This window comes from Streptomyces sp. NPDC002144 (assembly GCF_053593695.1).
This window is the reverse complement of sequence record NZ_JBSFDB010000034.1, coordinates 40,570-65,821: the sequence shown is the minus strand read 5'-3', so window position 1 is coordinate 65,821 and position 25,252 is coordinate 40,570. Positions and strand designations below refer to the sequence as shown.

Here is a 25,252-nt window from a genome sequence, read left to right as displayed (position 1 = left end):
GTCACATGGCACTGGGATCCTGCGGCCCCCGCCCCGACAGCACCTCCCCGTACGCCTGCATCAGATCCGGCAACCGCAACGTCGACAGGTCGTCCCGCGTCAGCATCCCCGGGTACGTCGACAGCCGCAGATCCCGGTACGCGCAGCTCTTCTCGTACAGGGTCCGCAGGAAGCGTCCGTTGCCGAGTTCGTCGATCCAGCCCTGGTCCACCACGTGCCCGGCGATCGAGCGCAGTTCGTCCAGGGCCTCCTCGTCCCAGACGTCGCCGTTCTCCGCGGCCAGCACCTCCCCGATCGAGGTGAGTTCCAGCGGCCGGTAGGACGGGAAGTCGACGCGGGTGGTGAAGCGGGAGGACAGACCGGGGTTGGCGGCGAGCAGCCGGTCCATGCCCTCGGGGTAGCCGGCCAGGATCACCACCAGGTGGTCCCGGTTGTCCTCGGCCCGCTTCAGCAGCACCTGCAGCGCCTCGTCGCCGTAGGCGTCCCCCTTGCCGTAACCGGAGTTGGAGAGCGAGTAGGCCTCGTCCACGAAGAGCACCCCGCCGATCGCGGAGTCGATCAGCTCGTTGGCCTTCACGGCCGTCTGGCCCAGGTACTCGCCCACCAGGTCGGCCCGTTGGGCCTCGACCAGGTGGTCGCCGCCGAGCAGACCGAGGGCGTAGAAGACACGGCCCAGGATGCGCGCGACCGTCGTCTTGCCGGTGCCGGAGGGGCCGGAGAAGACGAAGTGCCGTTTGGGCGGCTGGACCGGCAGCCCCTGCCCGGCCCGCAGCCGCGCCATGTTCAACTGCGCGGACAGCGCCTTGACCTGTCGCTTCACGGGCTCCAGGCCGACCATGCGCTCCAGCTCGGCGAGCGCCTCCTCGAGCAACTCCGGGTCGGTCGGCCCGGCCGGCAGCGGCGAGCCGACGACGCTCTTCTCGCGCACCGCCGGATCGATCACCGACGGCACCGGGCCGACGGGCGGGAGGTCGGGTTCGGGAAGCCGCAGGTCCCGTACCTCGGTGCCGAACAGCGGGTCGAGGGCGTCGGGACCCTCCAGGACGTCCTGCGCGCCGGAGAGCGTGATCGCGGCGAGGTCGGCGGAGTCGTCGTAGCCGTCCCCCTCGGCGATCGCCGCGAGCCGGGCCGAGGTGTCCATGAAGGCGGGGTCGACGCGGTGCACGGCCCGGTACAGGGGCAGCGCGGCGGCCGAACGGCCCGTGCCCTCATGGGCCCGCGCCAGCCAGTACCGCAGCTCCTTGCGCTGCGGCTGCTCGCTGCGGCAGCGCATCAGCGCCGCCGCGAGCAGCGGCTCGGCCTGGCCGTACATCTCCAGACGGACCCGGGCCATCCCGCCGAACAGGCCCGCCTCGATCCCGAGCAGCGGGTCGTCGATCAGCGGGTCGGTGTGGCGGACGAGCTGTTCCCAGTCCTTGACCAGGTAGGCGCGGCAGGCGTGCAGGAAGCGGACCTGGTGGTCGGTGTCGATGGGCGGCAGACCGGCCAGCGCCCGGTCCAGCTCGGGCACATGACGGCCGTCCAGCCAGTGCGAGGCGTGCGCGAGCAGCAGGTCGCGCGGGGTTTCCAGCACCGGCTGCACCCACCAGCCCAGCCAGTACCAGGAGTTGAGGGAGCGGCGGTGCCGGGCGCGCTGCTCGCCGAAGCGGTCCCGGTGCCGGAACATCCGCAGCAGCGCGGTCGTCGTGTCGACGCGCAGCGCGTGCAGTCCGAGCCAGCCGTCGGCCATCCCGGGATCCGTCCGCACCGCGGTCCGGAACTCCTCCTCCGCCTGCGGATACGCGCCCATGGTGTAGGCGTCCACGCCTCGCAGCCAGGCGAGGTCGGCCGGGGCCTCGGGGCCCTGCGTGCCGAAGTCCATCACGTCCCCCACAAACCGTGCCCCCGTCGGTTGACCGCCGGGTGGTCACCCGTCGGCCGCCTTGATCGAACCGCCGTACCGCTGACCGGAGTTGCGGTGCGCGCACAGCCGCTCGTAGGTCGCACCGAGGGCATGGTACCTGCGCCGGTGTCGCCCGCCGAAGGGTGCCGCACAGGACGTTTGACGAGGTGGGAGCAGATGAGCCGCGGAGCGGACGGTGACCGAGGGTGAGCGAAACGCACCACAGAGCGTCCGGAAAGGTGGGGGAGGGCAGAACGAAGCCCCCGATCACGGGGGAACAACCGGGGGCTTCGCGACATTGGGCGGCTTCGTAGGGCCGCACATTGAGAACGTAAGACCTGTACGGCCCCTCGGTCAAGCCGAGTTGAGGCACTCCGGGAAGTTCCCCTGCGCCGCGTCTTCACAAGTTCAGCACATTGCGGATGGTCCGTCACCCTGAGTGATCGCCTGGTCCGGTCCAAGTCTCTTCCCGGGCCCCGGCAGTACCTCGTATCCCTTCTCGCACTGCTGTACCAGGGAGTTGGCGAACGGCCGGGAGGGATCCTCGGCGAAGTGCTGTCGTTCCGCGCGGACCCATCCGTCCCAGAACTCCAGCTGTTCCTCGCCGTCCCGCTGCCGTCCCCGCGTCCACGCCTCCTCGTGCGGCAGCTCCATCCACAGGAGATGAGCGAGATGGGGGCGGAGTGCGCGGCGGCCGGCGCCGACGCCCTCGACCAGCACCACGGGAGCGGTCGGCAGCGGGCGCGGTGGGCCGAAGCGGCGGGCGCGCCAGTCGTAGGGGGTGTAGTGGGCGGTCTCGCCGCGGCGGAACGGCTCGATCACCTGGGTCAGCAGGCGCCCGGTCCAGTCGAACAACTCGTCGTGGCTGGCGATGTCGTCGAGGTGCAGCACCGGCGCGTCGCCGAGGGCCCGGGCCAACTGCCCGGCGAAGGTGGACTTCCCGGAACCCGCGTGTCCGTCGACCCCGACCAGGCGGACCGGACCGCAGGACGGGGGGAGGCGGCGGAGCCGGGAGGCGAGGGAGTGGATGGCCGTTCCTTGGCTGCACGGAGGCGGGCGTGTTTCGGCCACAGTTTAGCCGGGGGCGGGCTCGGGGAGGCGGAGCGTCGCAGGTCATGCCAGTGGTCCAGGCCAATATTGGTGGGCGCGCCGCGCGCCGAAGTGCTGGCTGTGGACCTCCTCGGCGGCCATAGTTGGCCCACGGCGGCGCGCCACAAGCCCGCGCCGCACGCGCGCCACGGACCCGTCCCGACTCGGACACCTGGGGGTCGTCCCACCCATGAGCAGAGCCGAACAGCCGTCCCGCAGAACCCTTCTGGCCGCCACGGTCGCCGCCGCGGTGGTGGGCCCCTCGCTCTCCGTCGGCGTGGCCCATGCCGACCCGGCCCGCCCCGTCGACTACCACGCCTGGACCTCGTACCCCGACTGGCGCACGGGCGCCGCCCTGGGCACCCGCGCCGTCGCCGGCACCCGCCCCGGCGTCGTGATCGCCGAACCGGCCGGCACCACCGAGTACACGGACCCGCACACCGGTACGACGGCGAGCTGGGAGTACGCGACCTGGACGTCCCCCGACCACACGCTCCGCGTCCCCGCCACCGAGGTGGTCGCCTCCTGGAACGCGCACACCCCGGCGGGCACCTGGCTCCAGGTCGAGCTGCAGGGCAGGTACTCCGACGGCACCGAGACGCCGTGGTACGTGATGGGCCGCTGGGCCGCGGGCGACCAGGACATCAAGCGGACCTCGGTCGACGGGCAGACCGACGGCAAGAGCTCGATCTGGACCGACACCTTCGCCGTCGACGACGCCACCACCGGCCTGCGCCTGGTCTCCTACCGGCTGCGCCTCACCCTCCACCGCAAGCCCGGCACCGGGCTCACCCCCACCGTCTGGCGGCTCGGCGCGATGGGCTCCGACGTCCCGGACCGGTTCACCGTCCCGGCCTCCACGCCGGGCCCGGCCAGGGAACTGACCGTCCCGCGCTACTCGCAGGAGATCCACAAGGGCCAGTACCCGGAGTACGACAACGGCGGCGAGGCCTGGTGCAGCCCCACCTCCTCGCAGATGATCATCGAGTACTGGGGCGGCCGGCTCACCCCCGGGCAACTCGCCTGGGTGGACCCGAGCTACGCCGACCCGCAGGTCGACCACGCGGCCCGCTTCACCTACGACTACCAGTACGAGGGCTGCGGCAACTGGCCGTTCAACGCCGCCTACGCGGCCACCTACGACAACCTGCAGGGTGTGGTCACCCGGCTCGGCTCGCTCACCGACGTGGAGACGCTGATCGCGGCCGGCATCCCGGCCATAACGTCCCAGTCCTTCCTCAAGGAGGAGCTCACCGGGGCGGGTTACGGCACCTCGGGGCATCTGATGACCGTCATCGGGTTCACCGCGGACGGAGACGTGATCGCCAACGACCCGGCCTCGCCGAGCGACGAGGCGGTGCGACGGGTGTACCGGCGGCGCGAGTTCGAGAACATCTGGCTGCGCACCAAGCGGTACAACGCCTCCGGCAAGGTCGTCTCCGGCAGCGGCGGTGTCTGCTACCTGTACTTCCCCGCGTGTCCCAGTGCCCGGCAGCGCAAGGCGCTCGCGGCGGTCGGCGTGCGCTGAGCGGTCGGTCCCTCCGTGAAGGCCCCGGGTCGACCGGGGCCTTTGTGCTGTGACCAACGTCTCCGCCGCAAAAGCCACCGCTGGTGGCAAGGTGGACACAACGAGGGGGGAGTCCACCGCACGCCGACCACAGCGAGACACCATGACAGCGCACTCAGTCACCGCCGCCCGCACCCGTACCGGCGGTCCCCGGGGCGACGGCCCGAAGATCCTCGAGCACGTCATGGGCTGGACTCTGGTGGTGGTCGTCGCGATGCTCGTCGCCCAGTTCGGTCTGCTGTGACTCGAACTAACGGGCGTTGTTGTTCTGACATACTGCGGATGTCCCGCCCCCCCGCCCGAGACCAGGGTCTGAATTGAAGATCAGCGAACAGAGCGATGCCGCCCGCCCACGGGCGCGCGGCACCGAGCGCTCACTGGCGCGCCGCGCCGAACTCATCGCCATCGGGCGGAAGTTGTTCGCCGACACGTCCTACGACGCACTCTCCATGGATGACATCGCCAAGCAGGCGCACGTCGCCAAGGGGCTGATCTACTACTACTTCCAGTCCAAGCGCGGCTACTACCTGGCGATCATCCACGACTCGGTCGCCGACCTGATCAACTTCGCGGGCGGCGAGGTGGACCGGGGACAGCTGGACCGGGTCCACCGCACCATGGAGGCCTATCTCCGCTGGGCCGAGCACAACCAGGCCGCCTACCGCACGATCGTCAGCGGCGGCGTCGGCTTCGACGCCGAGGTGCAGGCCATCCGGGACGGGGTGCGCGAGGCGATCGTCGCGACCATCGCCGACGGGGCGTACGGCCGGACCGACATCGCGCCGCTGGCCCGGATGGGCCTGTTCGCCTGGGTGTGCAGCGTGGAGGGCGCGACCCTCGACTGGATCGACCGCCCCGCCCTGACCCGGGACCAGATGCGCGAACTGCTGGTCAAGAGCCTCGGCGGCTCGATGCGCGCCATCGAGGAACTCGACCCCGCGTACCCGGCCCCGGCCCCGGCCCGCCGGGACGGCTGAGCGAGGTCAGCCGATGGCCTTGATCAGCTCGCCGTTCGAGGTGTCGCCGCTCAGCTCCCAGAAGAAGGTGCCGCCCAGGCCCTGCTGGTTCTTGTAGGTCATCTTCGTCGCGATGGTCGAGGGCGTGTCGTAACTCCACCAGTTGTTGCCGCACTTGGCGTACGCGGTGCCGCCGACGGTCCCGGTCGCCGGGCACTTGGTCTTGAGCACCTTGTAGTCGTCGATGCCCTGCTCGTACGTCCCTGCCGCGGGCCCGGTCGCCGTGCCGCCGGGCGCCGACTGCGTCACGCCGGTCCAGCCGCGGCCGTAGAAGCCGATGCCCAGCAGCAGCTTCGAGGCCGGGATGCCGAGGCCCTTGAGCTTGGCGATGGTCGCCGAGGTGTGGAAGCCGGCCTTCGGGATGCCGGAGTAGGAGTTCAGCGGTGAGTGCGGGGCCGTCGGACCGGTGGCGTCCCAGGCGCCGAAGTAGTCGTACGTCATCGGGTTGTACCAGTTCACGTAGTGGGCCGCGCCCGCGTAGTCCGCCGCGTCGATCTTGCCGCCGCCGGTGGCGTCCGCTGTGATCGCCGCGGTGACCAGCGCACCGCTGCCGAACTTCGAACGCAGCGCCGCCATCAGGTTCTTGAAGGCCTCCCTGCCGCTGGTGTCGCAGGTGTTTCCGCAGGCGTTCGGGTACTCCCAGTCGATGTCGATGCCGTCGAACAGGCCCGACCACTTGGAGTTCTTCACCAGGTCGTAGCAGGACTGGGCGAAGGCGGCAGGGTTCCTCGCGGCCTCGCCGAAGCCGCTGGACCAGGTCCAGCCGCCGAAGGACCACAGGATCTTCAGCCCCGGGTGCTTCTTCTTCAGCTTCAGCAGCTGGTTGAAGTTGCCGCGCAGGGGCTGGTCCCAGGTGTCGGCGACGCCGTCCACCGACTCGGCGGCCGTGTAGGCGCGGTCGGTCGCCGCGTAGGAGTCGCCCATGGCGCACTTGCCGCCGGTGACGTTGCCGAAGGCGTAGTTGATGTGGGTCAGCCTCGCCGCCGATCCGGACGTCTCGACGTTCTTGACGTAGTACTTGCGGTCGTAGGTGCCCCATTCGGTGAAGTAGCCGACGACCTTGGAGCCGGCCGCCTCCTGGGCGGACGGCTTCGCGGAGGCCGTGCCCGCGCCGGCCAGCAAACCGGCGCCGAGGACGGCGCAACACGCGGCGGAGAGCAGCGCCCGGAAGGGGGCGCGGGGGCGGTGCGGAACGTGCATCGGGTGTCTCCTCGTGGGGGAGAGGGAACGCGCGCCGATTGGCATGAACGCGGTAAAGCGTTGGTCATGAACCTTAGGAGGACTAGACCAGTCGGGTCAATGGTGCGGACCAATGCGAGGCGGGTTCGCCGGGACCGGACGGCGCTTCGGAGTGGCGCGGGATATTCTTGAAGTAAGCGGTCGTTAACTGGTGACGGGATGTCTCCGATCGGGCATACTCACAGCGCACAGCCGCTGGTCAGCAGCTTCCGAGACCCGGAGGCGCGAGCACCGGCAGGCCGCGAGCAGGACCCGGCGGAGCCGCCCCCACCCAGGGCGCACGCCGCCGATGTGCCCGAAACAGGGAGGAGAGCGTCGCCATGCCCGACCGCGCCCCGCAGCCGGTGGACCGTCAACTGCCCACGGACGAGGCCCGGGATCTGATCTCGCTCGTCCGGGACATCGCCCAGCGCGAGATCGCGCCGAAGGCGGCCGACGAGGAGGACGCCGGACGCTTCCCCCGCGAGGTCTTCACCCTGCTGTCGAAGTCGGGACTGCTCGGACTGCCGTACGACTCCGAGCACGGTGGCGGCGACCAGCCGTACGAGGTCTACCTCCAGGTCCTGGAAGAGCTGGCCGCGGCCCGTCTCACCGTCGGCCTCGGCGTCAGCGTGCACACGCTCGCCTCCTACGCCCTCGCGGCCTACGGCACCAAGCAGCAGCAGGTCGAGCACCTGCCCGCGATGCTGGGCGGCGGCCTGCTGGGTGCCTACTGCCTGTCCGAGCCGTCGTCCGGCTCCGACGCCGCCTCCCTGCGCACCAAGGCGGTGCGCGACGGCGACCACTGGGTGATCGACGGGACCAAGGCCTGGATCACCCACGGCGGCATCGCCGACTTCTACACCGTCATGGCCCGCACCGGCGAGGACGGCCCGCGCGGGATCACCGCCTTCCTGGTGCCCGGAGACGCCGAGGGGCTCAGCGGCGCGGTGCCCGAGAAGAAGATGGGCCTCAAGGGCTCGCCCACCGCCCAGGTCCACTTCGACGGGGTGCGGGTCTCCGACGAGCGGCGCATCGGCGAGGAGGGGCAGGGCTTCGCGATCGCCCTGGCCTCGCTCGACTCCGGCCGGCTCGGCATCGCGGCCTGCGCCATCGGACTCGCCCAGGCGGCGCTCGACGAGGCGGTCGCCTATGCCACCGGACGACAGCAGTTCGGGCGGCCCATCGCCGACTTCCAGGGGCTGCGGTTCATGCTCGCCGACATGGCCACCCAGATCGAGGCGGGCCGCGCCCTGTACCTGTCGGCGGCGCGGCTGCGCGACGCGGGCCGGCCGTTCGCCAAGCAGGCGGCCATGGCCAAGCTGCACTGCACCGACACCGCGATGAAGGTCACCACCGACGCCGTCCAGGTCCTCGGCGGATACGGCTACACCGCGGACTTTCCCGTCGAGCGCCATATGCGCGAGGCCAAGGTGCTGCAGATCGTCGAGGGCACCAACCAGATCCAGCGTATGGTCATCGCCCGTCACCTTGCGGGCCCGGAAACCCGCTGAACTGCCCCGGCTGCACCTGCGGGGCCGCCAGCCTGGCCCACTCCGGGTCATGGCGGCCCGGCAGGGTGCGGCCCCGGTCGGCCCAGGTGCGCATCAGATCACGGTAGATCGGCGGGTCCGGGACGGGCGGCGCCGGGGGAACCGTTCCTGCCGGCGGCGGAACGAAGATGCGGCGCTGACGCCCGGTCGCTGAATAGGTGGGGGTCATACCAGGGCAACGCGATAAGGGACGGACAGGTCACCGATCCGTCGAATCGAGCGTGAGTTCGCGACCCGTATCTGGTCACCGACCGCTGTCTGACGTACCGTCAGCCACGCCGTCTCCAGGGAGGTTTGGCATGGCCGACGACCGTCCCGTGCCGCTCGACGAGTACCCCGTGCACCAGGTCCCCCTGTCCATGCGGCACGTGGCCACCGGGGACCGCAACGCCTACGACCGCTGCATCTTCCACGTCCTGGACCACGAGGGCCGCGCCCTGCTGATCGCCGGCCTCGGCGTGTACCCCAACGTCGGCGTGATCGACGCCTACGCGACCCTGCGGGTGGGGGACACGGTCCACGCGGTACGGGCGTCCGACGCGCTCGGCGAGGACCGGATGCGGCTCGCCGTCGGGCCGTTGCGCATCGAGGTCGGGCAACCGCTGCGCAAGCTCCGGCTGTTCAGCGACGACGAGGCGTTGTCGTACGACCTCACCTGGACCGCCGACTTCCCGGCCCTGTGGGAGCCCCACCACGTCCAGCGCCGCGGCGACCGGCTCATGCTCGAAGGGCGCCGGTTCGTGCAGGCGGGGAGCGTGGAGGGGGTGATCCGGGCGGCCGGCGAGGAGTTCCGGGTCAGCGCCGCGCGCTGGACCGGCACCCGGGACCGGAGTTGGGGAGTGCGGCCCATACCGGGGGAGGAGGGCGGCCGGTTCGCCGAGGAGCGGCCGACCGAGGGGTTCCACTGGCTGTGGTGTCCGGTCCGCTTCGAGGACCGGTTCCTGATGGTGATCGTCCAGGAGGACGCCGACGGTTACCGCTCCCTCAACGACGCCACCCTCGTCCGCCCCGGCCACCGCGACCGCCAACTCGGCTGGCCCCAGCCCGAGATCACCTACCGCTCCGGCACCCGCCAGCCAGAACGCGCCGTCGTCCACCTCGGCGACCTCCGCAAGCCGCAGGAACTGCGGGCCGAGATCCTCACCTCGTCCCCGCTCGCGATCGGCGCCGGCTATCCGCCCGCCGACGACTGGCAGCACGGCACCTGGCAGGGCCGCGGCTGGACCGACCGGCGCACGTACGACCTGACGCAGCCCCACCCTCTCGCCGCGTACGGCGTCACCGACCACGCGGCGCGCTTCCGGCTCGACGGGCAGGTCGGCCACGGCATCTTCGAGCACGGCTCGTTCGGGCGGCACGACCCGAGCGGCTTCACGGACTTCACCTCGGTCGCACCGTAAGGGGGTTCACGACATGGCCACGGCACCCCGCCCCCGCACCACCACCCGGGACCCGGAGGAACTCGCCCGTCGCCTCACCGCCTGGCTGGGCACCCGGCTGCCCGGCGCCAAGGCGGTCGGTGTCAGCGTCCCCGAGTCCAACGGACTGTCCAGCGAGACCCTGCTCTTCGACATCGAGCACCCCCGGCCGCCGGTCGTCTCCTGCGCGTTGAGGCTGGCGGCGGACCCGGCGGCGTACACCGTCTTCCCGGTGTACGACATGCCGCGCCAGTACCGCACGATGCGTGTCGTGGCCGAGCACACCGACCTGCCCGTGCCGAAGGTGCTGTGGCTGGAGGAGGACCCGGGGCCGCTCGGGGCGCCGTTCTTCGTGATGGAGCGGGTCGCGGGGCGCGTGCCGCCGGACGTGATGCCGTACACCTACCAGGGCAACTGGCTGCACGCGGCGAGCGACGCCGAGCGCGAGCGGCTGGAGGCGGCCTCGATCGGACTCCTGGCCCGGCTGCACGACCAAGTGCCGCCGGAGGCAGCCGAGTTCCTCACCCTGCCCGGTGACGGCGACGCGCTGCGCCGCCATGTCACCGCCCAACGCGCCTACTACGACTGGGTGGTGGACGGACACGCCCGCTCACCGCTCATCGAGGCCGCGTTCGACCGGCTCGAGGACCTCTGGCCCGACGATCCGGGCACGCCGGTCCTCAACTGGGGCGACGCGCGCATCGGGAACGTCGTCTACGACGGGTTCGAGCCAGTCGCGGTGCTCGACTGGGAGATGGCGGCCGTGGCCCCGCGCGAGGTCGACCTCGGCTGGACCGTCTACCTGCACCGCTTCTTCCAGGACCTGACGGTCGCCTTCGGCCAGCGCGGCCTGCCGGACTTCCTGCGCCGCGACCGCGTCGAGGCCCGCTACGCCGGCCTCACGGGTCACACACCGCGCGACATGGACTTCCACACCCTGTACGCGGCGCTGCGGCACGCCATCGTGATGCTGCGCGTCGCCTACCGGCAGGTGCACTTCGGCGAGGTGGCCGTCCCGGCGGACCCGGACACACTGATCCTGCACCACGGCAGCCTGCGAGCCATGGTGCAGGGCAGCTACTGGGATTGAGCGAGGCGGTTCAGGCGGCCTGGCGGCGCATCACCGGCACGCGCATCGGGCGTGAGCCCGGGCCGCCGACGTGCGAGAACGGCTGCGTCCGCCAGTCGAGCCCCTGAGGGAGCGTCAACAGAAGGGCGGTGTCCTGCTCCTGGACCTCGGCGGAGTCGTCCGCGGAACGGGCCTCGGCGGCCCTGCGGCCCGTACCGGCACAGACCGTCAGGCCGAACGGGTTCCACGGCGAGGCGCACAGCGCGTGCTCCGGCAGGACCTCCTCGTCGGCCAGCAGGGCGATGGGCTGCGCGCAGTCCGGGCAGACCACCCGGTACATCTCGAAGGTGTCGTACGCGTCGAGTTCCTCGTCGTCGTAGGCGTCGGGTTCGACGCCCTCCGGCTCGGGCTCGACCACCGGATGGAGCCGCTTGGACGCGGTGCGACCAGGGCGCTTGAGACTCTGCATGGATAACTCCCCCTTGGGCTGGGGCCGTGAAGGCGCTGCGGCCTCGACCACAGCAAGCACTTCCCGTCCGCTCTCGGAGGTAATCACGAGAACATCACGGAGATGTCCCGGCGTATGTGGCGTTCGTCACATGCCGCTCGCAGGTGCCTCTGGCGGACCGTCCGTCGCCCGAACGGCTCACGGACCGCTCTCGCCCACATCACAAACCGGGTATGACCTGGGCTGCTCAGGTATCCGAGGAGATCACCCGCACTGTAGGTTCTGCCGCATGGAGGAGCTGGACCGTCAGATCGTGCAGCTGCTCGTCAAGGACGGGCGGATGAGCTACACAGACCTGGGCAAGGCCACGGGCCTGTCCACGTCGGCCGTGCACCAGCGGGTGCGGCGGCTGGAACAGCGTGGCGTCATCCGCGGCTATGCCGCGGTGGTCGACCCCGAGGCCGTCGGGCTGCCCATGACCGCGTTCATCTCGGTGAAACCCTTCGATCCGAGCGCGCCGGACGACATCGCGGAACGCCTCGCCGGCGTACCCGAGATCGAGGCCTGCCACAGCGTCGCGGGCGACGAGAACTACATCCTCAAGGTCCGGGTGGCCACCCCCCACGAGCTGGAGGAGCTCCTGGCCCGGCTGCGCACGCTGGCGGGGGTCTCCACGCGGACGACGGTGGTTCTCTCCACGCCCTACGAGGCCCGCCCGCCGAGGATCTGACCGCACGGGCGCGGCCCCGTGTGCAGGGGGCGCGCGGGGGCACGGGAGACTGTCCCCATGAGTGAGCGCAGCCCCGAGCCCAGCACCGTCCTCCTCCGCCGCGGCGAGGTCCACAGCCCCGCAGACCCCTTCGCGACCGCGATGGTCGTGGAGGCCGGACAGGTCGCCTGGGTCGGATCCGAAGGGGCCGCCGACGCGTTCGCGGACGGGGTCGACGAAGTGGTCGATCTCGACGGCGCCCTCGTCACCCCCGCCTTCACCGACGCCCATGTGCACACCACCTCCACCGGGCTCGCGCTCACTGGCCTCGATCTGTCCGGCGCGCCCACGCTGGAGGCTGCCCTCGCTCTCGTACGGGAGTTCGCCGCAGGTCGGCCCGAGGACCGTGTCCTGCTCGGGCACGGCTGGGACGCCTCCCGGTGGCCGGGTGGACGGCCGCCGACGCGCACGGAACTGGACGAGGCCACCGGCGGACGTCCGCTGTATCTGAGCCGGATCGACGTCCACTCGGCGGTGGTGACCACGGCCCTGCTGGACATGGTCCCAGGGCTCGGCGCCCTCGACGGACCCCTCACCGCCGACGCCCACCACGCCGTCCGCGCGGCCGCGTTCGCAGCCGTGACGCCGCAGCAGCGCACTGAGGCGCAGCGCGCGGCCCTCGCCCACGCGGCCTCCCTCGGCATCGGCTCGGTCCACGAGTGCGGTGGGCCCGAGATCTCCTCCGAGGACGACTTCACCGGTCTGCTACGGCTCGCCGCCGAGGAGCCGACCCCCCGGGTGGTCGGCTACTGGGCCGAACAGGACGTGGAGAAGGCCCGCGGGCTGGGCGCGGTCGGCGCGGCCGGAGACCTCTTCGTCGACGGCGCCCTCGGCTCCCACACCGCCTGTCTGCACCAGCCGTACACCGACGCCGACCACACGGGCGCCGCCTACCTCGACGCGGCCGCCGTCGCCGCCCATGTCGTCGCGTGCACCGAGGCCGGCCTCCAGGGGGGCTTCCACGCGATCGGCGACGCGGCCGTGACCGCCGTGGTCGACGGGGTCCGGGCCGCCGCCGAGAAGCTGGGCCTCGCCCGTATCCGCGCCGCCCGGCATCGCGTCGAGCACGCCGAGATGCTGACGCCGGAGACGATCGCCGCCTTCGCCGAACTCGGCCTGACCGCCTCGGTGCAGCCCGCCTTCGACGCCCTGTGGGGCGGCGAGGACGGCCTCTACGCCCAGCGGCTGGGGGCGGAGCGGGCCCGCACGCTCAATCCCTTCGCCGCCCTGCTGCGGGCCGGGGTGCCCCTCGCCTTCGGGTCCGACAGCCCGGTCACCCCGCTCGATCCGTGGGGCACGGTCCGCGCGGCCGCCTTCCACCGCACTCCGGAGCACCGCGTCTCCGTCCGCGCCGCCTTCACCGCCCACACGCGCGGCGGCTGGCGTGCGATCGGCCGTGACGACGCGGGCGTGCTCGTCCCGGGCGCGCCGGCCGACTACGTCGTATGGCGTACCGACGAACTGGTCGTGCAGGCCCCCGACGACCGGGTCGCGCGCTGGTCCACCGATCCCCGCTCCGGCACCCCGGGCCTGCCCGACCTCACCCCGGGTCGTGACCTGCCCGTCTGTCTGCGCACGGTGGTCCGCGGGCGGACGGTCTTCGTACGGCCGGGCGAGTGATCTCCCGGGGTGGCGCAGGTCCGAACGGGGCCCCGGGCCTCGTCGCGCGACCTGCGCCTCCGCCCCGCTGACCAGGTCGTTGATCGAATAGCCGCAGGTCAAACGGCTGTTGACAGGCGGCCGCACGGGGCCGGTAGGTTCGGCCGAGTCCACCACCGGACGCCCTACCGGGGAACTTCCGCGCACTCGCCCGCGGCGCCGCTGGGTCAGGGACGGTGTGCCGCACCGGGGCACCGCCACTGGGAGCCAGGCTCAGCGCCCGCGACGCGGCGAGGGAACGTTCCGGCCGGTCGGGGAGGTGTGACCCGGGTGGGGCCCGGTCGTTCAGTAGACAACGGCTTTCGGTCGACCCGCAGCCAGCGGGTCCCAGGTCGGCCCGAAGGGCGCCGGGCCCCCATCCGCAGCATGTCACTGCCAGGCATGCGAGGACGCCACGGGGGCAAAAGGCCTGGAACGGCACTCTTACCCCACTCTTGTGGAATCGACACCACCATACGAACGTCCTGGCACGTCTGCGCAGGCCGCGGCCACTATGGTGGACGTCCTGCGTACGGACATGAAGGGGCAGCAGTGAACGACGGCGACGGAACCCTCGCGGCACAGGCCGGCAAGAGGCAGTTCGGCCCGCTCGGCACGGCCTTGGTGATCATCCCGACCTACAACGAGGCGGAGAACATCAAGAAGATCGTCGGCCGGGTCCGCAAGTCCGTTCCCGAGGCGCACGTCCTCGTGGCCGACGACAACAGCCCTGACGGCACCGGAAAGCTCGCCGACGAGCTGGCGGCCGAGGACGACCACGTCCACGTCATGCACCGCAAGGGTAAGGAGGGCCTCGGCGCCGCCTACCTCGCGGGCTTCCGCTGGGGCCTGGACAACGGCTACGGCGTGGTCGTCGAGATGGACGCCGACGGCTCCCACCAGCCCGAGGAACTGCCCCGTCTGCTCACCGCCCTCAAGAGCGCCGACCTCGTCCTCGGCTCCCGCTGGGTGCCCGGGGGCCGCGTCGTGAACTGGCCCAAGTCCCGCGAGTTCATCTCGCGTGGCGGCAGCCTGTACTCCCGCCTCGCCCTGGACCTGCCGCTGCGCGACATCACCGGCGGTTACCGCGCCTTCCGCCGCGAGACCCTCGAGGGCCTCGGCCTCGACCAGGTCGCCTCTCAGGGCTACTGCTTCCAGGTGGACCTCGCCCGGCGCGCGGTCAAGGCCGGATACCACGTCGTCGAGGTCCCCATCACCTTCGTCGAGCGCGAACTCGGCGACTCCAAGATGAGCCGCGACATCCTCGTCGAGGCGCTGTGGCGGGTCACCGCGTGGGGCGCCTCGGAGCGGGTCGCCAGGGTCCGGGGCCGCGCGAAGAAGGCCTGATCGCCGCAGGCCTACTGCTCACAGGCCCGGCTGATCGCCCGTTTGTCCCGCTCTGAGGTTTATCCCGCTCTGAGCCGGGGCCAGGCACACTGGACGCATGACGACTGGTGCTCCGACCCCCACGTATCCCGCCCGGCCCCGGCGTTCCCGGCTGCGTACCTTCCTGCCGCTCGGTGTCGCGGCCTGGCTGGTGCTGGAGATCTGGCTGCTGACCGTGGTGGCCGGGGCGTCGAGCGGGTTCGTGGTGTTCCTGCTGCTGCTCGCCGGGTTCGTGCTCGGCGGCGCGGTGATCAAGAAGGCGGGCCGGCGCGCCTTCCAGAACCTCAACGAGGCGCTGCAGCGCGGCGGAACCCCGCAGCGCGGCGGTGGCAACGGTCTGCTGATGCTGGGCGGTCTGCTGCTCATGATCCCGGGCCTGATCTCGGACGCGGTCGGTCTGCTCCTGCTCGTTCCGCCGGTCCAGAAGGCCCTCAGCCGCAGTGCTGAGCGCACCTTCGACCGCAAGCTGCGCGAGGCGGCCGCGGGCAGCTTCGGGGACGCCTTCCAGCAGGCCCGCATCCACCGCCCCGACGGCAAGGTCGTGCAGGGCGAGGTCGTGCGGGACGACGAGCCGCGCGGTGACGCCCCGCAGGGGCCGCGCCCGCCGCTGACGCGCTGAGCACTCCGTGGACGCACGACTGCGGGCGCCCTACGTGAAATCACGTAGGGCGCCCGCAGTCGTGTGTTTCGTTGTCGTGCGCCCGGCCCTGGGAGGGACTAGGCCGACTTGCGGCTGTCCCGCGGATGGACGGCGATGTTCATCGCCCCCGAACGCAGAACGGCCAGGCGCTCCTCGAGGACCTCTTCGAGTTCCTCGCGGGTGCGCCGCTCCATCAGCATGTCCCAATGCGTACGCGCGGGCTTGGCCTTCTTCTCTTCCGGGCCGTCGCCATCGACGAGGAGTGCCTGGGCCCCGCAGACCTTGCACTCCCACTCCGGCGGGATCTCCGCCTCGACCGAGAAGGGCATCTCGAAGCGGTGCCCCTTCTCGCATGCGTACTCCACGGCCTGGCGCGGGGCCAGGTCGATGCCGCGGTCCGTCTCGTAGCTGGTCACCACGAGGCGCGTGCCGCGAAGAGCTCGCTCACTCATGAATCGTGCCTCCCGGGCTTGTCGCCCACAGGACAGGTGTCGCTGTCGTCGTCATCCGGTCAACGTCCGGTCGGCGGTAAAGATTCCCGTTCCGAGTCCCGTTCCGGGTCATGCGTCGCCGTCGTAGCCGCCCCTTGTTGTACCCACCGTCGCCCGGTTTGTCACATCTGCTAGCAGATGTCACCCAGCGTTTCGTCATCTTTGACGCGCAGTAACGGTACGCCTGGCAGGCCAAACGCGTACACTACAGCCCTTTCGCCTCCGGCGCTAAATCCTCTCGGGAACGGGATTGCCCGCGTCGTTGATCGCCTGCCGCACCGGAACCCGTGCGAGCAGGGCGAATCCGATGACGAAGAAGGCCACCAGCGAGATGATCGCGTCCCGATAACTTCCGGTCAGCTGGTAGGTGATCCCGAACAGAAGCGGACCGAGCCAGCTCATACCCCGATCGCTCATCTCGTACGCCGAGAAGTACTCGGCCTCCTTGCCCGGCGGGACCAGATGGGAGAACAGGGAGCGGGACAGGGCCTGACTGCCGCCGAGCACCAGGCCGATGCCGGCCGCCAGGACGAAGAACCACAACGGCGCACCGGCCGGCAGGAAGTACCCGGCCGCCAGCGTCACCGTCCACGCCACCAGCGAGCCGAGGATGGTGCGCTTGGCCCCGTAGGTCCGTGCCAGCCGCCCCATCCCGAGCGCCCCCGCGACCGCCAGCACCTGGACCATCAGCACCGCCGTGATCAGCGTGGACTGGCTCAGGCCGAGTTCCTCGGAGCCGTAGACCGATGCCTGCGAGATCACGGTCTGGATGCCGTCGTTGTAGATGAGGTAGGCGAGCAGGAAGGAGAGCGTGAGGGGCTTGGTGCGCATGTCCCGGGCGGTGGTCGCGAGCTGCCGCCAGCCGTGGACGGCCGGTGCCGAGGCGGTCGTACGGCGGTCGCGCAGCCGCCTGAGCGGTACGAGGGTGAAGGCGCCCCACCACAGGCCCGCAGAGGCCAGGCAGATGCGGACGGCCGTCGACTCGGTCAGGCCGAAGGAGTCGTGTGCAGTGAACAGCAGCAGGTTGACGATCAGCATCGACGAACCGGCCGCGTAGCCGAAGGCCCAGCCGCGCGAGGAGACCCGGTCGCGGTCCTCGGGCGGGGCGATCTGCGGCAGATAGGAGTTGTAGACGACCATCGAGACGGCCACGGACGAGTTGGCGACGATCAGCAGCAGTCCGCCCAGCAGATAGCGGTCCCCGGACAGGAAGAACAGCCCGGTCGTGGCGGCCGCCCCCACGTAGGCGCAGGCGGCCAGCAGCGGCTTCTTGCGTCCCGTGCGGTCGGCGGCGGCGCCCACCAGGGGCATCACCAGGATCGACACGATCACGGACGCCGACACGCAGTACGCGAAGAACGACCCGGCCCGCACCGGGATCCCGAGCGGACGGACGTATCCGTCGGCGTCGGCCGCCGCCTTGGCGACCGAGGTCAGATAGGGGCCCAGGAACACGGTGAGCACGCTCGTCGAGTAGACGGAGCAGGCCCAGTCGTAGAAGTACCAGCCGCGCTGTTCGCGCCGCAGGCCGATGGCTTCCGCCCGCACGGTGTCGGTGCTCACCCGTGCCCTCGCTTCCCCGCCGAAGTGCCGTGCCAAGGGGGCGGTGGTGCGGGGAGTGTCAGGTGTGGGGCACCCAGACGCCGCGGTCCTCCATGACCTTGCGCAACGTGTCGATGTGATCGGTCATGATGCCATCGACTCCCAGGTCCAGGAGCCGGTGCATCCTGTCGGCCTCGTTGATGGTCCACACGTGCACCTGCAGCCCGCGCGCGTGGGCGGCGCGGACGAAGCGATGGTCGACGACCTGGATGCCGGACTGCGCCTCGGGCACCTGGGCGGCGACCGCGGAGCGGCGCAGCGCGGCCGGCACACCCCAGGAACGCAGCCGCAGATTGAGCACGCCCCGGGTGCCGTACGACGTCGCCAGACGCGGTCCGGCCAGCCGCTGGGCGCGGATCACCCGGGCCTCGGAGAAGGAGCCGACACAGACGCGGTCCCAGGCGTTCGCGCGCTCGACGAGCTCCAGGAAGGGGTGGAGGGAGGCCTCGGCCTTGAGGTCGACGTTCCAGCGCACCTCGGGGAAGGTCTCCAGCAGCTCCTCGAAGAGCGGCACCGGCTCCTTGCCCGCCACGCGCGCGTGGCTTACTTCCTTCCACGGCAGATCGGCTATGCGCCCGGCACCGTCCGTCACCCGGTCGAGTGTCGCGTCGTGGAAGGCGACCAGCCTGCCGTCCGCCGTGGTGTGCACATCGGTCTCGATGTACCGGTACCCCGTCTCCACCGCCCGCCGGAACTGCAGCACGGTGTTCTCCAGACCGTCCGCGGCCCCGCCCCGGTGGGCGAAGGCGATCGGGCCGGGATGGTCGAGATAGGGGTGGCGTATCCGCGAGGTCACCGTCGCAGTATCGCTCCCTCCGGTTGCCCTTCGGCAACGACCGTGCTGCCGCCGGATGCCGCGGGGACGTCGAACACCCGCAGGAAGAGCTGGGCGAGCGGACCGATGGAGAGCGCGTACAGGACCGTACCGACGCCGACCGTGCCGCCCAGGGCGAATCCGGTGGCCACGACCGCCACTTCGATCCCCGTCCGCATCAGCCGGATCGACCGTCCGGTACGGCGGTGCAGCCCCGTCATCAGACCGTCCCGCGGACCCGGCCCGAAGCGGGCGGAGATGTAGAGCCCGGTGGCGACACCGTTGAGCAGGACGGCGGCCACGAGGAGCGGGATCCGCACGAGGAGGGAGCGCACATTGGGCACGAGGTCGAGGGTGCCGTCCATGGCGAGCCCGACGACGAAGACGTTGGAGACCGTGCCGAGGCCCGGACGCTGACGCAGCGGGATCCACAGGAGCAGCACCGCCGCGCCCACGATGATCGACACGACGCCGATCGTCAGGCCGGTGAGCCGGGCCAGGCCCTGGTGCAGCACGCCCCAGGGCTCCAGTCCCAGGCCCGCCTCGACGAGCAGCGCGGAACTCACGCCGTACAGGACGAGTCCGGCGTAGAGCTGGATCAGCCGTCGGAGACGGCGGCTGCTGGAACCGGGCTTCGCGGATCTCAAGTCGTACCCCCTGGTGGTCGTGGTGGCCTGGTGCATGTCACCCTGGGGCGTGGGTGGAAGTGTCATCCATGGCCAATTCGAGGAAGGTGGACTGATTCCCATGGCCCATTGGACGTCGGCGATGGGTGCCGCGCAGCTCGCTCGGCTGCTCAACTCCCAGCAGGACCGCCCCGCCGGCCCAGGCACCCGCCGACCGCCGGCCTACCGGGCGCTGGCCGACGGCATCCGGCTGCTGGTGCTGGAGGGCCGCGTCCCGGTGGCCGCCCGACTGCCCGCGGAGCGCGAACTGGCCCTCGCCCTGTCCGTGAGCCGTACGACGGTCGCCGCGGCCTACGAGGCACTGCGCACCGAGGGCTTCCTGGAGTCCAGGCGCGGCGCGGGCAGCTGGACGGCCGTACCGGCGGGAAATCCGCTCCCCGCGCGCGGGCTGGAACCGCTGCCCCCCGAGGCTCTCGGCTCGATGATCGACCTGGGCTGCGCGGCGCTGCCCGCACCCGAACCCTGGCTGACCCGGGCCGTGCAGGGCGCGCTGGAGGAACTGCCGCCGTACGCCCACACCCACGGCGACTATCCGGCTGGGCTCCCGGCCCTGCGCTCGATGATCGCCGATCGTTACACCGCGCGCGGGATCCCGACGATGCCCGAGCAGATCATGGTCACCACGGGTGCCATGGGCGCCATCGACGCCATCTGCCATCTCTTCGCGGGCCGCGGCGAGCGCATCGCCGTCGAGTCGCCCTCGTACGCCAACATCCTGCAGCTGATGCGGGAGGCGGGGGCGCGGCTGGTGCCGGTCGCGATGGCCGACGGGCTCGAGGGCTGGGATCTGGACCGCTGGCGTCAGGTGCTGCGCGACGCCGCACCGCGGCTCGCCTACATCGTCGCCGACTTCCACAACCCCACCGGCGCGCTCGCGGGTGAGGACCAGCGGCGGCAGCTCGTGGAGGCGGCCCGGTCGGCGGGGACGGTGCTGATCGCGGACGAGACGATGAGCGAGCTGTGGCTGGACGAGGACGTCGAGATGCCGCGGACGGTGTGCGCCTTCGACCCGGCCGGGTCCAGCGTCATCACCGTCGGCTCGGCCAGCAAGGCGTTCTGGGCGGGCATGCGCATCGGCTGGGTGCGCGCGGCACCCGACGTGATCCGCAGCCTGGTCGCCGCGCGTGCGTACGCGGATCTGGGAACGCCGGTGCTGGAGCAGCTGGCGGTGAACTGGCTGTTCAACACGGGCGGCTGGGCCCAGGCCGTCGACATCCGCCGGGAGCAGGCCCGGGAGAACCGGGACGCCCTGGTCGCGGCGGTACGGCGGGAGCTGCCGGACTGGGAGTTCGAGGTGCCCCGGGGCGGTCTGACGCTCTGGGTCCGCACGGGGGGTCTGTCCGGGTCCCGGTTGGCGGAGGCGGGGGAGCGGGTCGGCGTACGGGTCCCCTCCGGGCCGCGTTTCGGGGTCGACGGTGCCTTCGAGGGGTATGTGCGGCTGCCGTTCACCGTGGGCGGTGCGGTGGCCGACGAGGCGGCGGTGAGGCTGGCCGCCGCGGCGAAGCTGGTGGAGACGGGGGCCTCCGGGGGCGGGGAGACGCCGAGGACGTTCGTCGCGTAGCCGTGGTGGCCGGGCGCTGAGGCTGCGGGTCGCCGGCGCGGGCGAGTGACATCGGCCCGCGCCGGCTTCGCTGTGTCCCTAGGACGTCTCGGCCGCCACGGCCTTCGCGGCCACCGGTTCGGTGTCGACCACCTCGGCCTCGATCCCGTCGGCCGCCATCCCCTCCGCGTCGGCGGGGGCGGTCCGCGGGGGCAGGAGGGCCAGCACCGCCTGCCGGTCCGCGTCGCTGGTCGCGTCGTCGTAGGGGTCCGGAGTGGCGGGGACCTGGAGCCGGTGCACCGGTCCGGCGCCGAGACGGGCGTAGCCGCGGCCGGGCGGGACGTCGGCGACCGGCGTCGTGTGCGGCGGTGCGCCCAGCACCGCCTCCAGTTGCCCTGCCGTCGCCGGTCCCAGCACGACACGCGCGCGTGTGTGCTGCCGTACCGCGTCGGTCAGCGTGTCCTTGTTGTCGAACTGGTCGGCCACCACCACCGTGACGTTGGCGGCGCGGCCGTGCCGCAGCGGGACCTGGAGCAGGGCCTGCGGGTCCTTGCGGCCGTCCGCGGCGGCGAGGTGGGTGAAGGCCGTGGGGTGGTCCAGCAGGACCCACAGCGGGCGCTTGGTGTCCTCCGGCGGCGGGTGCCCGGCCTGACGGGCGCGGTTGGCCGCGATCAGCCGGCGCTCCGTCTCGGTGGCGGCCCATTCGAGGCTGGCCAGCGCCCCGGCCAGCCCGCATTCGACGGCGAGCACGCCGTCCCGGCCGGTCAGACACGCGTACTCGCCGGTGCCACCCCCGTCGACGATCACGATATCGCCGTGCTGCAGGGCCTGCAGGGCGATGGAGCGCAGCAGGGTCGAGGTGCCGCTGCCCGGCTGGCCCATCACCAGCAGGTGCGGCTCGGTGGAGCGGACGCCGGTGCGCCAGACGACCGGCGGGACGTCGCGCTGTTCCGCACCGTAGGTGAGGGGGAGCGTGCGCTGGACCTGGGAGGGGTCGGTGAAGCCGAGGACCGTCTCGCCCGGTGCGGTGACGAAGCGCTGGGCGCACAGGCCGGTGGGCAGCGGGGACAGGACGGTGACCGTGAGCTGGTTGCCCTCCTCGTCCCAGGCGAAGCGGTACTCGCGGTCGCGGCCCGACTTGGCGTGCAGCAGCTGCTCGATCCGCGCGCGGGCCTCGGACTCGCCGTCCGGGAAGTAGGCGGGGTAGCGGATCACGAGCTCGGTGACCCGGCCGGACTCGTCGAACTCGTACGTCGGGAAGGCCTTCTCCCACTCGCCGCCGTGGGCGTAGAGGGGGGCGGGATCCTCCGGGGTCGAGAAGTAGGGGACCAGGGCCTCGTAGAGCGACTTGAGGCGCTCCGTCTGCGACTCGTCGGGGCCGTCCGGGGCGGGCGGTTTGCGGTCGCGGCCCTGCCAGGCCGCCGCCGCCATCACGACGATGGCGGCGAGCAGCGGGCCGTACGGCACGAGCGCCACGACCAGGACCACCGACGCCACCAGGAACAGCAGCGGTCCGCGCTTGTCCTTGGGGGTCTCGGCCCATCTGCGCCGCCCGGCCCCCGCCAGCCGGCGCAGACCGCGCGTGATCGTGATCAGCGGATGGAGCACGTCGGTGGCGCTGGCGGCCGCCGTCCGGGCCAGCTCCCGGCTCTTGGCGATCTGCGCGCTGCCTGTGCTCAGGATGCGGGGGAGGGGGCGGCGGGCCACGGCTGTCTCCTGATGGTGCGTACGGACGGGACGGGCGGCGTCAGAACCTGATGCCGCCGAGCAGGCTGGCCAGGCTCTCGCCGCCGGCCTTGATGCTCGGGGCGATCGCCGTGCTCGACAGGTAGAAGCCGAAGAGTGCAGAGATCATCGCGTGCGACGCCTTCAGGCCGTCCTTGCGGAAGAAGAGGAAGACGACGATGCCGAGCAGGACCACGCCTGAGATGGACAGGATCATTTGGATCTCCTGGTTCGTGGGGACAGTCACCATGAGTACTTCCAGGATCACAGGATGTATCCATACGATAAAAGGTGCAAATGGGTGAAATTCGCTAGATTTCCCCCCATCGGCCCAGCTCTTCCGGGCCGGTGAGCAGCACACTTGCGTCCGACCGGGTCTGTGGTGATCTTTACCTCCGGCGCATCGGGTCATGTGCGGCGCCAACCAGTACCCTTGCGATTCACCTGAACGGTTGTATGAGAGGCGGTCCGGCCGATGACTGAAGCCCCCGACCCCGCGGTCGTGGAGCTGGCGACCAAGATCTTCGATCTGGCCCGGCAGGGGCGCACCGATGCGCTCGTGGCGTATGTCGACGCGGGTGTTCCGGCCAGCCTCACCAACGACCGGGGCGACTCGCTCGTGATGCTCGCCGCCTATCACGGTCACGCCGAGGCGGTCCGCGCGCTGCTCGACCGGGGCGCCCCCGCCGACGAGGTCAACGACCGGGGTCAGACCCCGCTCGCCGGTGCCGTCTTCAAGGGTGAGACGGACGTGATCAAGGTTCTTCTGGAGGGGGGCGCTGACCCCTCCCTGGGGACTCCCTCGGCCGTCGACACGGCCCGGATGTTCGGCAAGACAGATCTGCTCGAATTGTTCGGCGCACACTGATACACATGTTCTGACCAGCGAAAACACAGAAAACGGGGGAGGCGGTACAGGGCCGCCGAAATTTCGGTCGCGGCAGGTCGAAGTGCCGAGTCATCATGACGTCGTGATTCACGGACGCGATGGCAGGGCAGAGGTTGCCGCACCGCGCGGACCGTGATGCGGTCCGCACGGGCCACTGACGAGAGGCAGAGGAAGATGGTCTACAGCAAGCAGGAAACGGCGGGCGCCCCGACGTGTTGTCACGCGGCCAGGTGAAGCAGGACCCCCGGTTGCGTCGACGCTTGATGTGAGGCTGTTTCCCATGTTCGAACCGGTCATAGCGCCCAGCGGTACGCTGCTCGGCCTGCTCCAGCGGGGCCGCGGCGACGGTACGCTGCACGCGCTCACCGCCCCGCGCGCCGAGGCGCTCGCGGCCCTGAACCACTGCGTGCTGCGCGATCCCCGCCACGACTGGCAGGTGGAGAACCGCTCCCTCTACTACGCCCGTCTCTACCTCGACCTCAACGGCGAGCTGGACGAGATCGAGGCCCACCTCTTCGACGTCGAGGACGCCTTCGACACCGAGGAGTCCCGCACCGGCCTCGCCCTGGCCGTCCTCGGCCACCTGGCCTCCTACGGCCGTCTGGACGCGCTCGCGTTGCTGCGCAGGTACGCCGCGAGCGGCTCCAACTGGGCCTGGGCCCTGGACGAGCTGGCGCTGCGCGACGACGACGCCGGCCTACGGGCCCTCGCCGCGCCCGTGCTCGCCCGCTTCGCCACCGACGCCGAGGGCGAGGCCGAGCTGGCCGTCGCCGTACGCGACGCTTTTGAGCCACGGCCCTGGCGGCTGTGGGCGGAGGACCCGCGCGAATCGATCGCCACACGCGTGCGTGCCGCCCAGGAGACCGGCTGCTTCGACCGATGGCAACGCCAGATGCGACCGACCGGGCCCCGTCCGGGGTGGAGCGTCCAAGCGGTGTTCGAGTGGGCCCAGCAGGGCGTCGAGCGCGGTGCCGCGCTGCACGTGCCCGCCGCCCGCTGTCTCGTCGCCGTCGCCGGCCCCGAGGACCGTCCCGAGATCCTGCGGGCCGCCGTCGACGGCAGCGACGGAGCCCGCTGCACCGCCCTGCGCTACCTCGCCGACAGCAATGATCCAAGCGCCCTCGACCTGATCGAGGGCGCCGTGACCACCGGCTCGACGGTCGTCGTGGAGGCCGCCGTCGACGCCTTCGAACGGATGCGCAGCATCGCCGCCGTCGACCGCGCGCGTGGCTGGGCCCACCGGCCCGACCCGCTGGGCGCCGCCGCCGGGCGCATGCTCGCCTGCCGGGGCGGCGCCGAGGACAAGGACCTCGTCCTGGGGGCACTGCGCGAGGCCGTACGGGGCGAGGGGCCCGACGCCCCGACCCTGTGGACCCTCGTCGACGGCACCGGACGGCTCGGCATCGGCTGCGCCGCTCCCGTCCTGCGCCACATCTACCGCGAGACCGCCTCCTCCCATCTGCGCGGCAGGGCCGCCCGCGCCCTCGCCGCCACCGACCCCTCGTTCCCCGCCGGCTTCGCCGTGGAATGCCTCTGGGACTGCGAGGAGTCCACCCGTGAGATCGCCGCCCGGCACGCCGAGACCGGTGACGCGAGGGTCGTGGAACAGCTCCGCAGGCTGGCCGCCGACCCGGCCGAGGAGGCCGAGGTCCAGACGGCCGTACGCAGCCGCATCGCCCCCGACGGACCCGCCGTGTGAAGAGGCCCGTGTGAGAAGGCACAGAGGTTCACCGGGCCCTTTCGGTGCCGGCAGGTGAACAGCGGGTGACCCGCGGGTCAGACGGTCATGGACGCGGTCTGACCTGCTTGGGT

Annotated in this window: 23 protein-coding genes; 13 read left to right on the top strand and 10 right to left on the bottom strand. The window is 71.5% G+C overall.

Annotated features, from left to right (window positions below):
* Position 1: 1 nt before the first annotated feature.
* Positions 2-1,861, bottom strand: a complete 1,860-nt coding sequence (locus ACWCQ1_RS37515) for an AAA family ATPase (protein WP_451028381.1) — start codon at positions 1,859-1,861, stop codon at positions 2-4.
* Positions 1,862-2,290: 429 nt separating this feature from the next.
* A complete protein-coding gene (locus ACWCQ1_RS37510; RefSeq protein WP_358603352.1) occupies positions 2,291-2,953 on the bottom strand; it encodes a uridine kinase family protein in 663 nt (220 codons plus the stop codon).
* Between the two features lie 208 nt (positions 2,954-3,161).
* Between ACWCQ1_RS37510 and ACWCQ1_RS37505 the strand changes: the two genes are divergently transcribed.
* The 3 genes from ACWCQ1_RS37505 to ACWCQ1_RS37495 all read left to right on the top strand — a co-directional run bounded on the left by ACWCQ1_RS37505 (position 3,162) and on the right by ACWCQ1_RS37495 (position 5,515).
* Positions 3,162-4,499 carry a peptidase C39 family protein gene (locus tag ACWCQ1_RS37505; RefSeq protein WP_451028380.1) on the top strand — a complete coding sequence of 446 codons (1,338 nt, stop codon included), beginning with the start codon at positions 3,162-3,164 and terminating at the stop codon, positions 4,497-4,499.
* Positions 4,500-4,641: 142 nt separating this feature from the next.
* Positions 4,642-4,782 (top strand): SCO1431 family membrane protein, encoded by a 141-nt coding sequence (locus ACWCQ1_RS37500; RefSeq protein WP_358603358.1) that lies wholly within the window; start codon positions 4,642-4,644, stop codon positions 4,780-4,782.
* A 73-nt stretch (positions 4,783-4,855) separates the two neighbouring features.
* Positions 4,856-5,515, top strand: coding sequence for a TetR/AcrR family transcriptional regulator (locus tag ACWCQ1_RS37495; RefSeq protein ID WP_133044813.1), 660 nt, complete (start codon positions 4,856-4,858; stop codon positions 5,513-5,515).
* Positions 5,516-5,521: 6 nt separating this feature from the next.
* Here ACWCQ1_RS37495 and ACWCQ1_RS37490 read toward each other — a convergent pair whose 3' ends face one another.
* Positions 5,522-6,754 (bottom strand): glycoside hydrolase family 18 protein, encoded by a 1,233-nt coding sequence (locus ACWCQ1_RS37490; protein WP_451028379.1) that lies wholly within the window; start codon positions 6,752-6,754, stop codon positions 5,522-5,524.
* Positions 6,755-7,113: 359 nt separating this feature from the next.
* Here ACWCQ1_RS37490 and ACWCQ1_RS37485 point away from each other — a divergent pair, with 359 nt between their 5' ends.
* The 3 genes from ACWCQ1_RS37485 to ACWCQ1_RS37475 all read left to right on the top strand — a co-directional run bounded on the left by ACWCQ1_RS37485 (position 7,114) and on the right by ACWCQ1_RS37475 (position 10,833).
* Positions 7,114-8,286: an acyl-CoA dehydrogenase family protein gene (locus ACWCQ1_RS37485; RefSeq protein ID WP_358603364.1), complete on the top strand. Its 1,173-nt coding sequence runs from the start codon at positions 7,114-7,116 to the stop codon at positions 8,284-8,286.
* Positions 8,287-8,624: 338 nt separating this feature from the next.
* Positions 8,625-9,725 carry a hypothetical protein gene (locus ACWCQ1_RS37480; protein ID WP_451028378.1) on the top strand — a complete coding sequence of 367 codons (1,101 nt, stop codon included), beginning with the start codon at positions 8,625-8,627 and terminating at the stop codon, positions 9,723-9,725.
* Between the two features lie 13 nt (positions 9,726-9,738).
* Positions 9,739-10,833, top strand: a complete 1,095-nt coding sequence (locus ACWCQ1_RS37475; RefSeq protein ID WP_451028377.1) for a phosphotransferase family protein — start codon at positions 9,739-9,741, stop codon at positions 10,831-10,833.
* Positions 10,834-10,843: 10 nt separating this feature from the next.
* Here the strand turns inward: ACWCQ1_RS37475 and ACWCQ1_RS37470 are convergent, their stop codons facing one another.
* Positions 10,844-11,281, bottom strand: coding sequence for a hypothetical protein (locus ACWCQ1_RS37470; protein ID WP_133044807.1), 438 nt, complete (start codon positions 11,279-11,281; stop codon positions 10,844-10,846).
* Positions 11,282-11,549: 268 nt separating this feature from the next.
* Between ACWCQ1_RS37470 and ACWCQ1_RS37465 the strand changes: the two genes are divergently transcribed.
* The 4 genes from ACWCQ1_RS37465 (at position 11,550) to fxsA (ending at position 15,672) form a co-directional block, all read left to right on the top strand.
* On the top strand, positions 11,550-11,990 hold the full coding sequence (locus tag ACWCQ1_RS37465; RefSeq protein WP_020138156.1) for an Lrp/AsnC family transcriptional regulator: 441 nt from the start codon (positions 11,550-11,552) through the stop codon (positions 11,988-11,990).
* Positions 11,991-12,047: 57 nt separating this feature from the next.
* Positions 12,048-13,649 carry an amidohydrolase gene (locus ACWCQ1_RS37460; protein ID WP_451028376.1) on the top strand — a complete coding sequence of 534 codons (1,602 nt, stop codon included), beginning with the start codon at positions 12,048-12,050 and terminating at the stop codon, positions 13,647-13,649.
* 570 nt (positions 13,650-14,219) lie between these two features.
* Positions 14,220-15,014, top strand: coding sequence for a polyprenol monophosphomannose synthase (locus ACWCQ1_RS37455; protein ID WP_133044805.1), 795 nt, complete (start codon positions 14,220-14,222; stop codon positions 15,012-15,014).
* Between the two features lie 97 nt (positions 15,015-15,111).
* Positions 15,112-15,672 carry an FxsA family membrane protein gene (gene fxsA, locus ACWCQ1_RS37450; RefSeq protein ID WP_133044804.1) on the top strand — a complete coding sequence of 187 codons (561 nt, stop codon included), beginning with the start codon at positions 15,112-15,114 and terminating at the stop codon, positions 15,670-15,672.
* Positions 15,673-15,770: 98 nt separating this feature from the next.
* Here the strand turns inward: fxsA and ACWCQ1_RS37445 are convergent, their stop codons facing one another.
* The 4 genes from ACWCQ1_RS37445 to yczE all read right to left on the bottom strand — a co-directional run bounded on the left by ACWCQ1_RS37445 (position 15,771) and on the right by yczE (position 19,283).
* Positions 15,771-16,145 carry an RNA polymerase-binding protein RbpA gene (locus ACWCQ1_RS37445; protein WP_003977404.1) on the bottom strand — a complete coding sequence of 125 codons (375 nt, stop codon included), beginning with the start codon at positions 16,143-16,145 and terminating at the stop codon, positions 15,771-15,773.
* Between the two features lie 267 nt (positions 16,146-16,412).
* Positions 16,413-17,747: an MFS transporter gene (locus tag ACWCQ1_RS37440; protein ID WP_451028375.1), complete on the bottom strand. Its 1,335-nt coding sequence runs from the start codon at positions 17,745-17,747 to the stop codon at positions 16,413-16,415.
* Between the two features lie 58 nt (positions 17,748-17,805).
* The gene (locus ACWCQ1_RS37435) at positions 17,806-18,582 is read right to left on the bottom strand and encodes a glycerophosphodiester phosphodiesterase (protein ID WP_358603389.1); all 777 of its coding nucleotides are present in this window, start codon (positions 18,580-18,582) and stop codon (positions 17,806-17,808) included.
* On the bottom strand, positions 18,579-19,283 hold the full coding sequence (yczE, locus tag ACWCQ1_RS37430; protein ID WP_451028374.1) for a membrane protein YczE: 705 nt from the start codon (positions 19,281-19,283) through the stop codon (positions 18,579-18,581). Before yczE ends, ACWCQ1_RS37435 begins: the two co-directional genes overlap by 4 nt.
* 64 nt (positions 19,284-19,347) lie before the next feature.
* Here yczE and ACWCQ1_RS37425 point away from each other — a divergent pair, with 64 nt between their 5' ends.
* On the top strand, positions 19,348-20,847 hold the full coding sequence (locus tag ACWCQ1_RS37425; RefSeq protein WP_133044800.1) for an SCO1417 family MocR-like transcription factor: 1,500 nt from the start codon (positions 19,348-19,350) through the stop codon (positions 20,845-20,847).
* A gap of 78 nt (positions 20,848-20,925) precedes the next feature.
* Here the strand turns inward: ACWCQ1_RS37425 and ACWCQ1_RS37420 are convergent, their stop codons facing one another.
* Together ACWCQ1_RS37420 and ACWCQ1_RS37415 are read right to left on the bottom strand one after the other, a co-directional pair.
* Positions 20,926-22,533 carry a hypothetical protein gene (locus tag ACWCQ1_RS37420; RefSeq protein ID WP_451028373.1) on the bottom strand — a complete coding sequence of 536 codons (1,608 nt, stop codon included), beginning with the start codon at positions 22,531-22,533 and terminating at the stop codon, positions 20,926-20,928.
* Positions 22,534-22,573: 40 nt separating this feature from the next.
* Positions 22,574-22,768 (bottom strand): hypothetical protein, encoded by a 195-nt coding sequence (locus tag ACWCQ1_RS37415; protein ID WP_133044798.1) that lies wholly within the window; start codon positions 22,766-22,768, stop codon positions 22,574-22,576.
* Positions 22,769-23,026: 258 nt separating this feature from the next.
* Here ACWCQ1_RS37415 and ACWCQ1_RS37410 point away from each other — a divergent pair, with 258 nt between their 5' ends.
* Both ACWCQ1_RS37410 and ACWCQ1_RS37405 read left to right on the top strand, forming a co-directional pair.
* Positions 23,027-23,419 (top strand): ankyrin repeat domain-containing protein, encoded by a 393-nt coding sequence (locus ACWCQ1_RS37410; protein ID WP_208778734.1) that lies wholly within the window; start codon positions 23,027-23,029, stop codon positions 23,417-23,419.
* A 301-nt stretch (positions 23,420-23,720) separates the two neighbouring features.
* The gene (locus tag ACWCQ1_RS37405) at positions 23,721-25,139 is read left to right on the top strand and encodes a HEAT repeat domain-containing protein (RefSeq protein ID WP_133044796.1); all 1,419 of its coding nucleotides are present in this window, start codon (positions 23,721-23,723) and stop codon (positions 25,137-25,139) included.
* Positions 25,140-25,252 lie beyond the last annotated feature (113 nt).

Bases quoted from the DNA above. Each gene is read 5' to 3' on its own strand.
- ACWCQ1_RS37515 (WP_451028381.1), bottom strand. From the start codon at position 1,861: ATGGACTTCGGCACGCAGGGCCCCGAGGCCCCGGCCGACCTCGCCTGG.
- ACWCQ1_RS37505 (WP_451028380.1), top strand. From the start codon at position 3,162: ATGAGCAGAGCCGAACAGCCGTCCCGCAGAACCCTTCTGGCCGCCACG.
- ACWCQ1_RS37500 (WP_358603358.1), top strand. From the start codon at position 4,642: ATGACAGCGCACTCAGTCACCGCCGCCCGCACCCGTACCGGCGGTCCC.
- ACWCQ1_RS37490 (WP_451028379.1), bottom strand. From the start codon at position 6,754: ATGCACGTTCCGCACCGCCCCCGCGCCCCCTTCCGGGCGCTGCTCTCC.
- ACWCQ1_RS37485 (WP_358603364.1), top strand. From the start codon at position 7,114: ATGCCCGACCGCGCCCCGCAGCCGGTGGACCGTCAACTGCCCACGGAC.
- ACWCQ1_RS37480 (WP_451028378.1), top strand. From the start codon at position 8,625: ATGGCCGACGACCGTCCCGTGCCGCTCGACGAGTACCCCGTGCACCAG.
- ACWCQ1_RS37475 (WP_451028377.1), top strand. From the start codon at position 9,739: ATGGCCACGGCACCCCGCCCCCGCACCACCACCCGGGACCCGGAGGAA.
- ACWCQ1_RS37470 (WP_133044807.1), bottom strand. From the start codon at position 11,281: ATGCAGAGTCTCAAGCGCCCTGGTCGCACCGCGTCCAAGCGGCTCCAT.
- ACWCQ1_RS37465 (WP_020138156.1), top strand. From the start codon at position 11,550: ATGGAGGAGCTGGACCGTCAGATCGTGCAGCTGCTCGTCAAGGACGGG.
- ACWCQ1_RS37460 (WP_451028376.1), top strand. From the start codon at position 12,048: ATGAGTGAGCGCAGCCCCGAGCCCAGCACCGTCCTCCTCCGCCGCGGC.
- fxsA (WP_133044804.1), top strand. From the start codon at position 15,112: ATGACGACTGGTGCTCCGACCCCCACGTATCCCGCCCGGCCCCGGCGT.
- ACWCQ1_RS37445 (WP_003977404.1), bottom strand. From the start codon at position 16,145: ATGAGTGAGCGAGCTCTTCGCGGCACGCGCCTCGTGGTGACCAGCTAC.
- yczE (WP_451028374.1), bottom strand. From the start codon at position 19,283: ATGCACCAGGCCACCACGACCACCAGGGGGTACGACTTGAGATCCGCG.
- ACWCQ1_RS37425 (WP_133044800.1), top strand. From the start codon at position 19,348: ATGGCCCATTGGACGTCGGCGATGGGTGCCGCGCAGCTCGCTCGGCTG.
- ACWCQ1_RS37415 (WP_133044798.1), bottom strand. From the start codon at position 22,768: ATGATCCTGTCCATCTCAGGCGTGGTCCTGCTCGGCATCGTCGTCTTC.
- ACWCQ1_RS37410 (WP_208778734.1), top strand. From the start codon at position 23,027: ATGACTGAAGCCCCCGACCCCGCGGTCGTGGAGCTGGCGACCAAGATC.
- ACWCQ1_RS37405 (WP_133044796.1), top strand. From the start codon at position 23,721: ATGTTCGAACCGGTCATAGCGCCCAGCGGTACGCTGCTCGGCCTGCTC.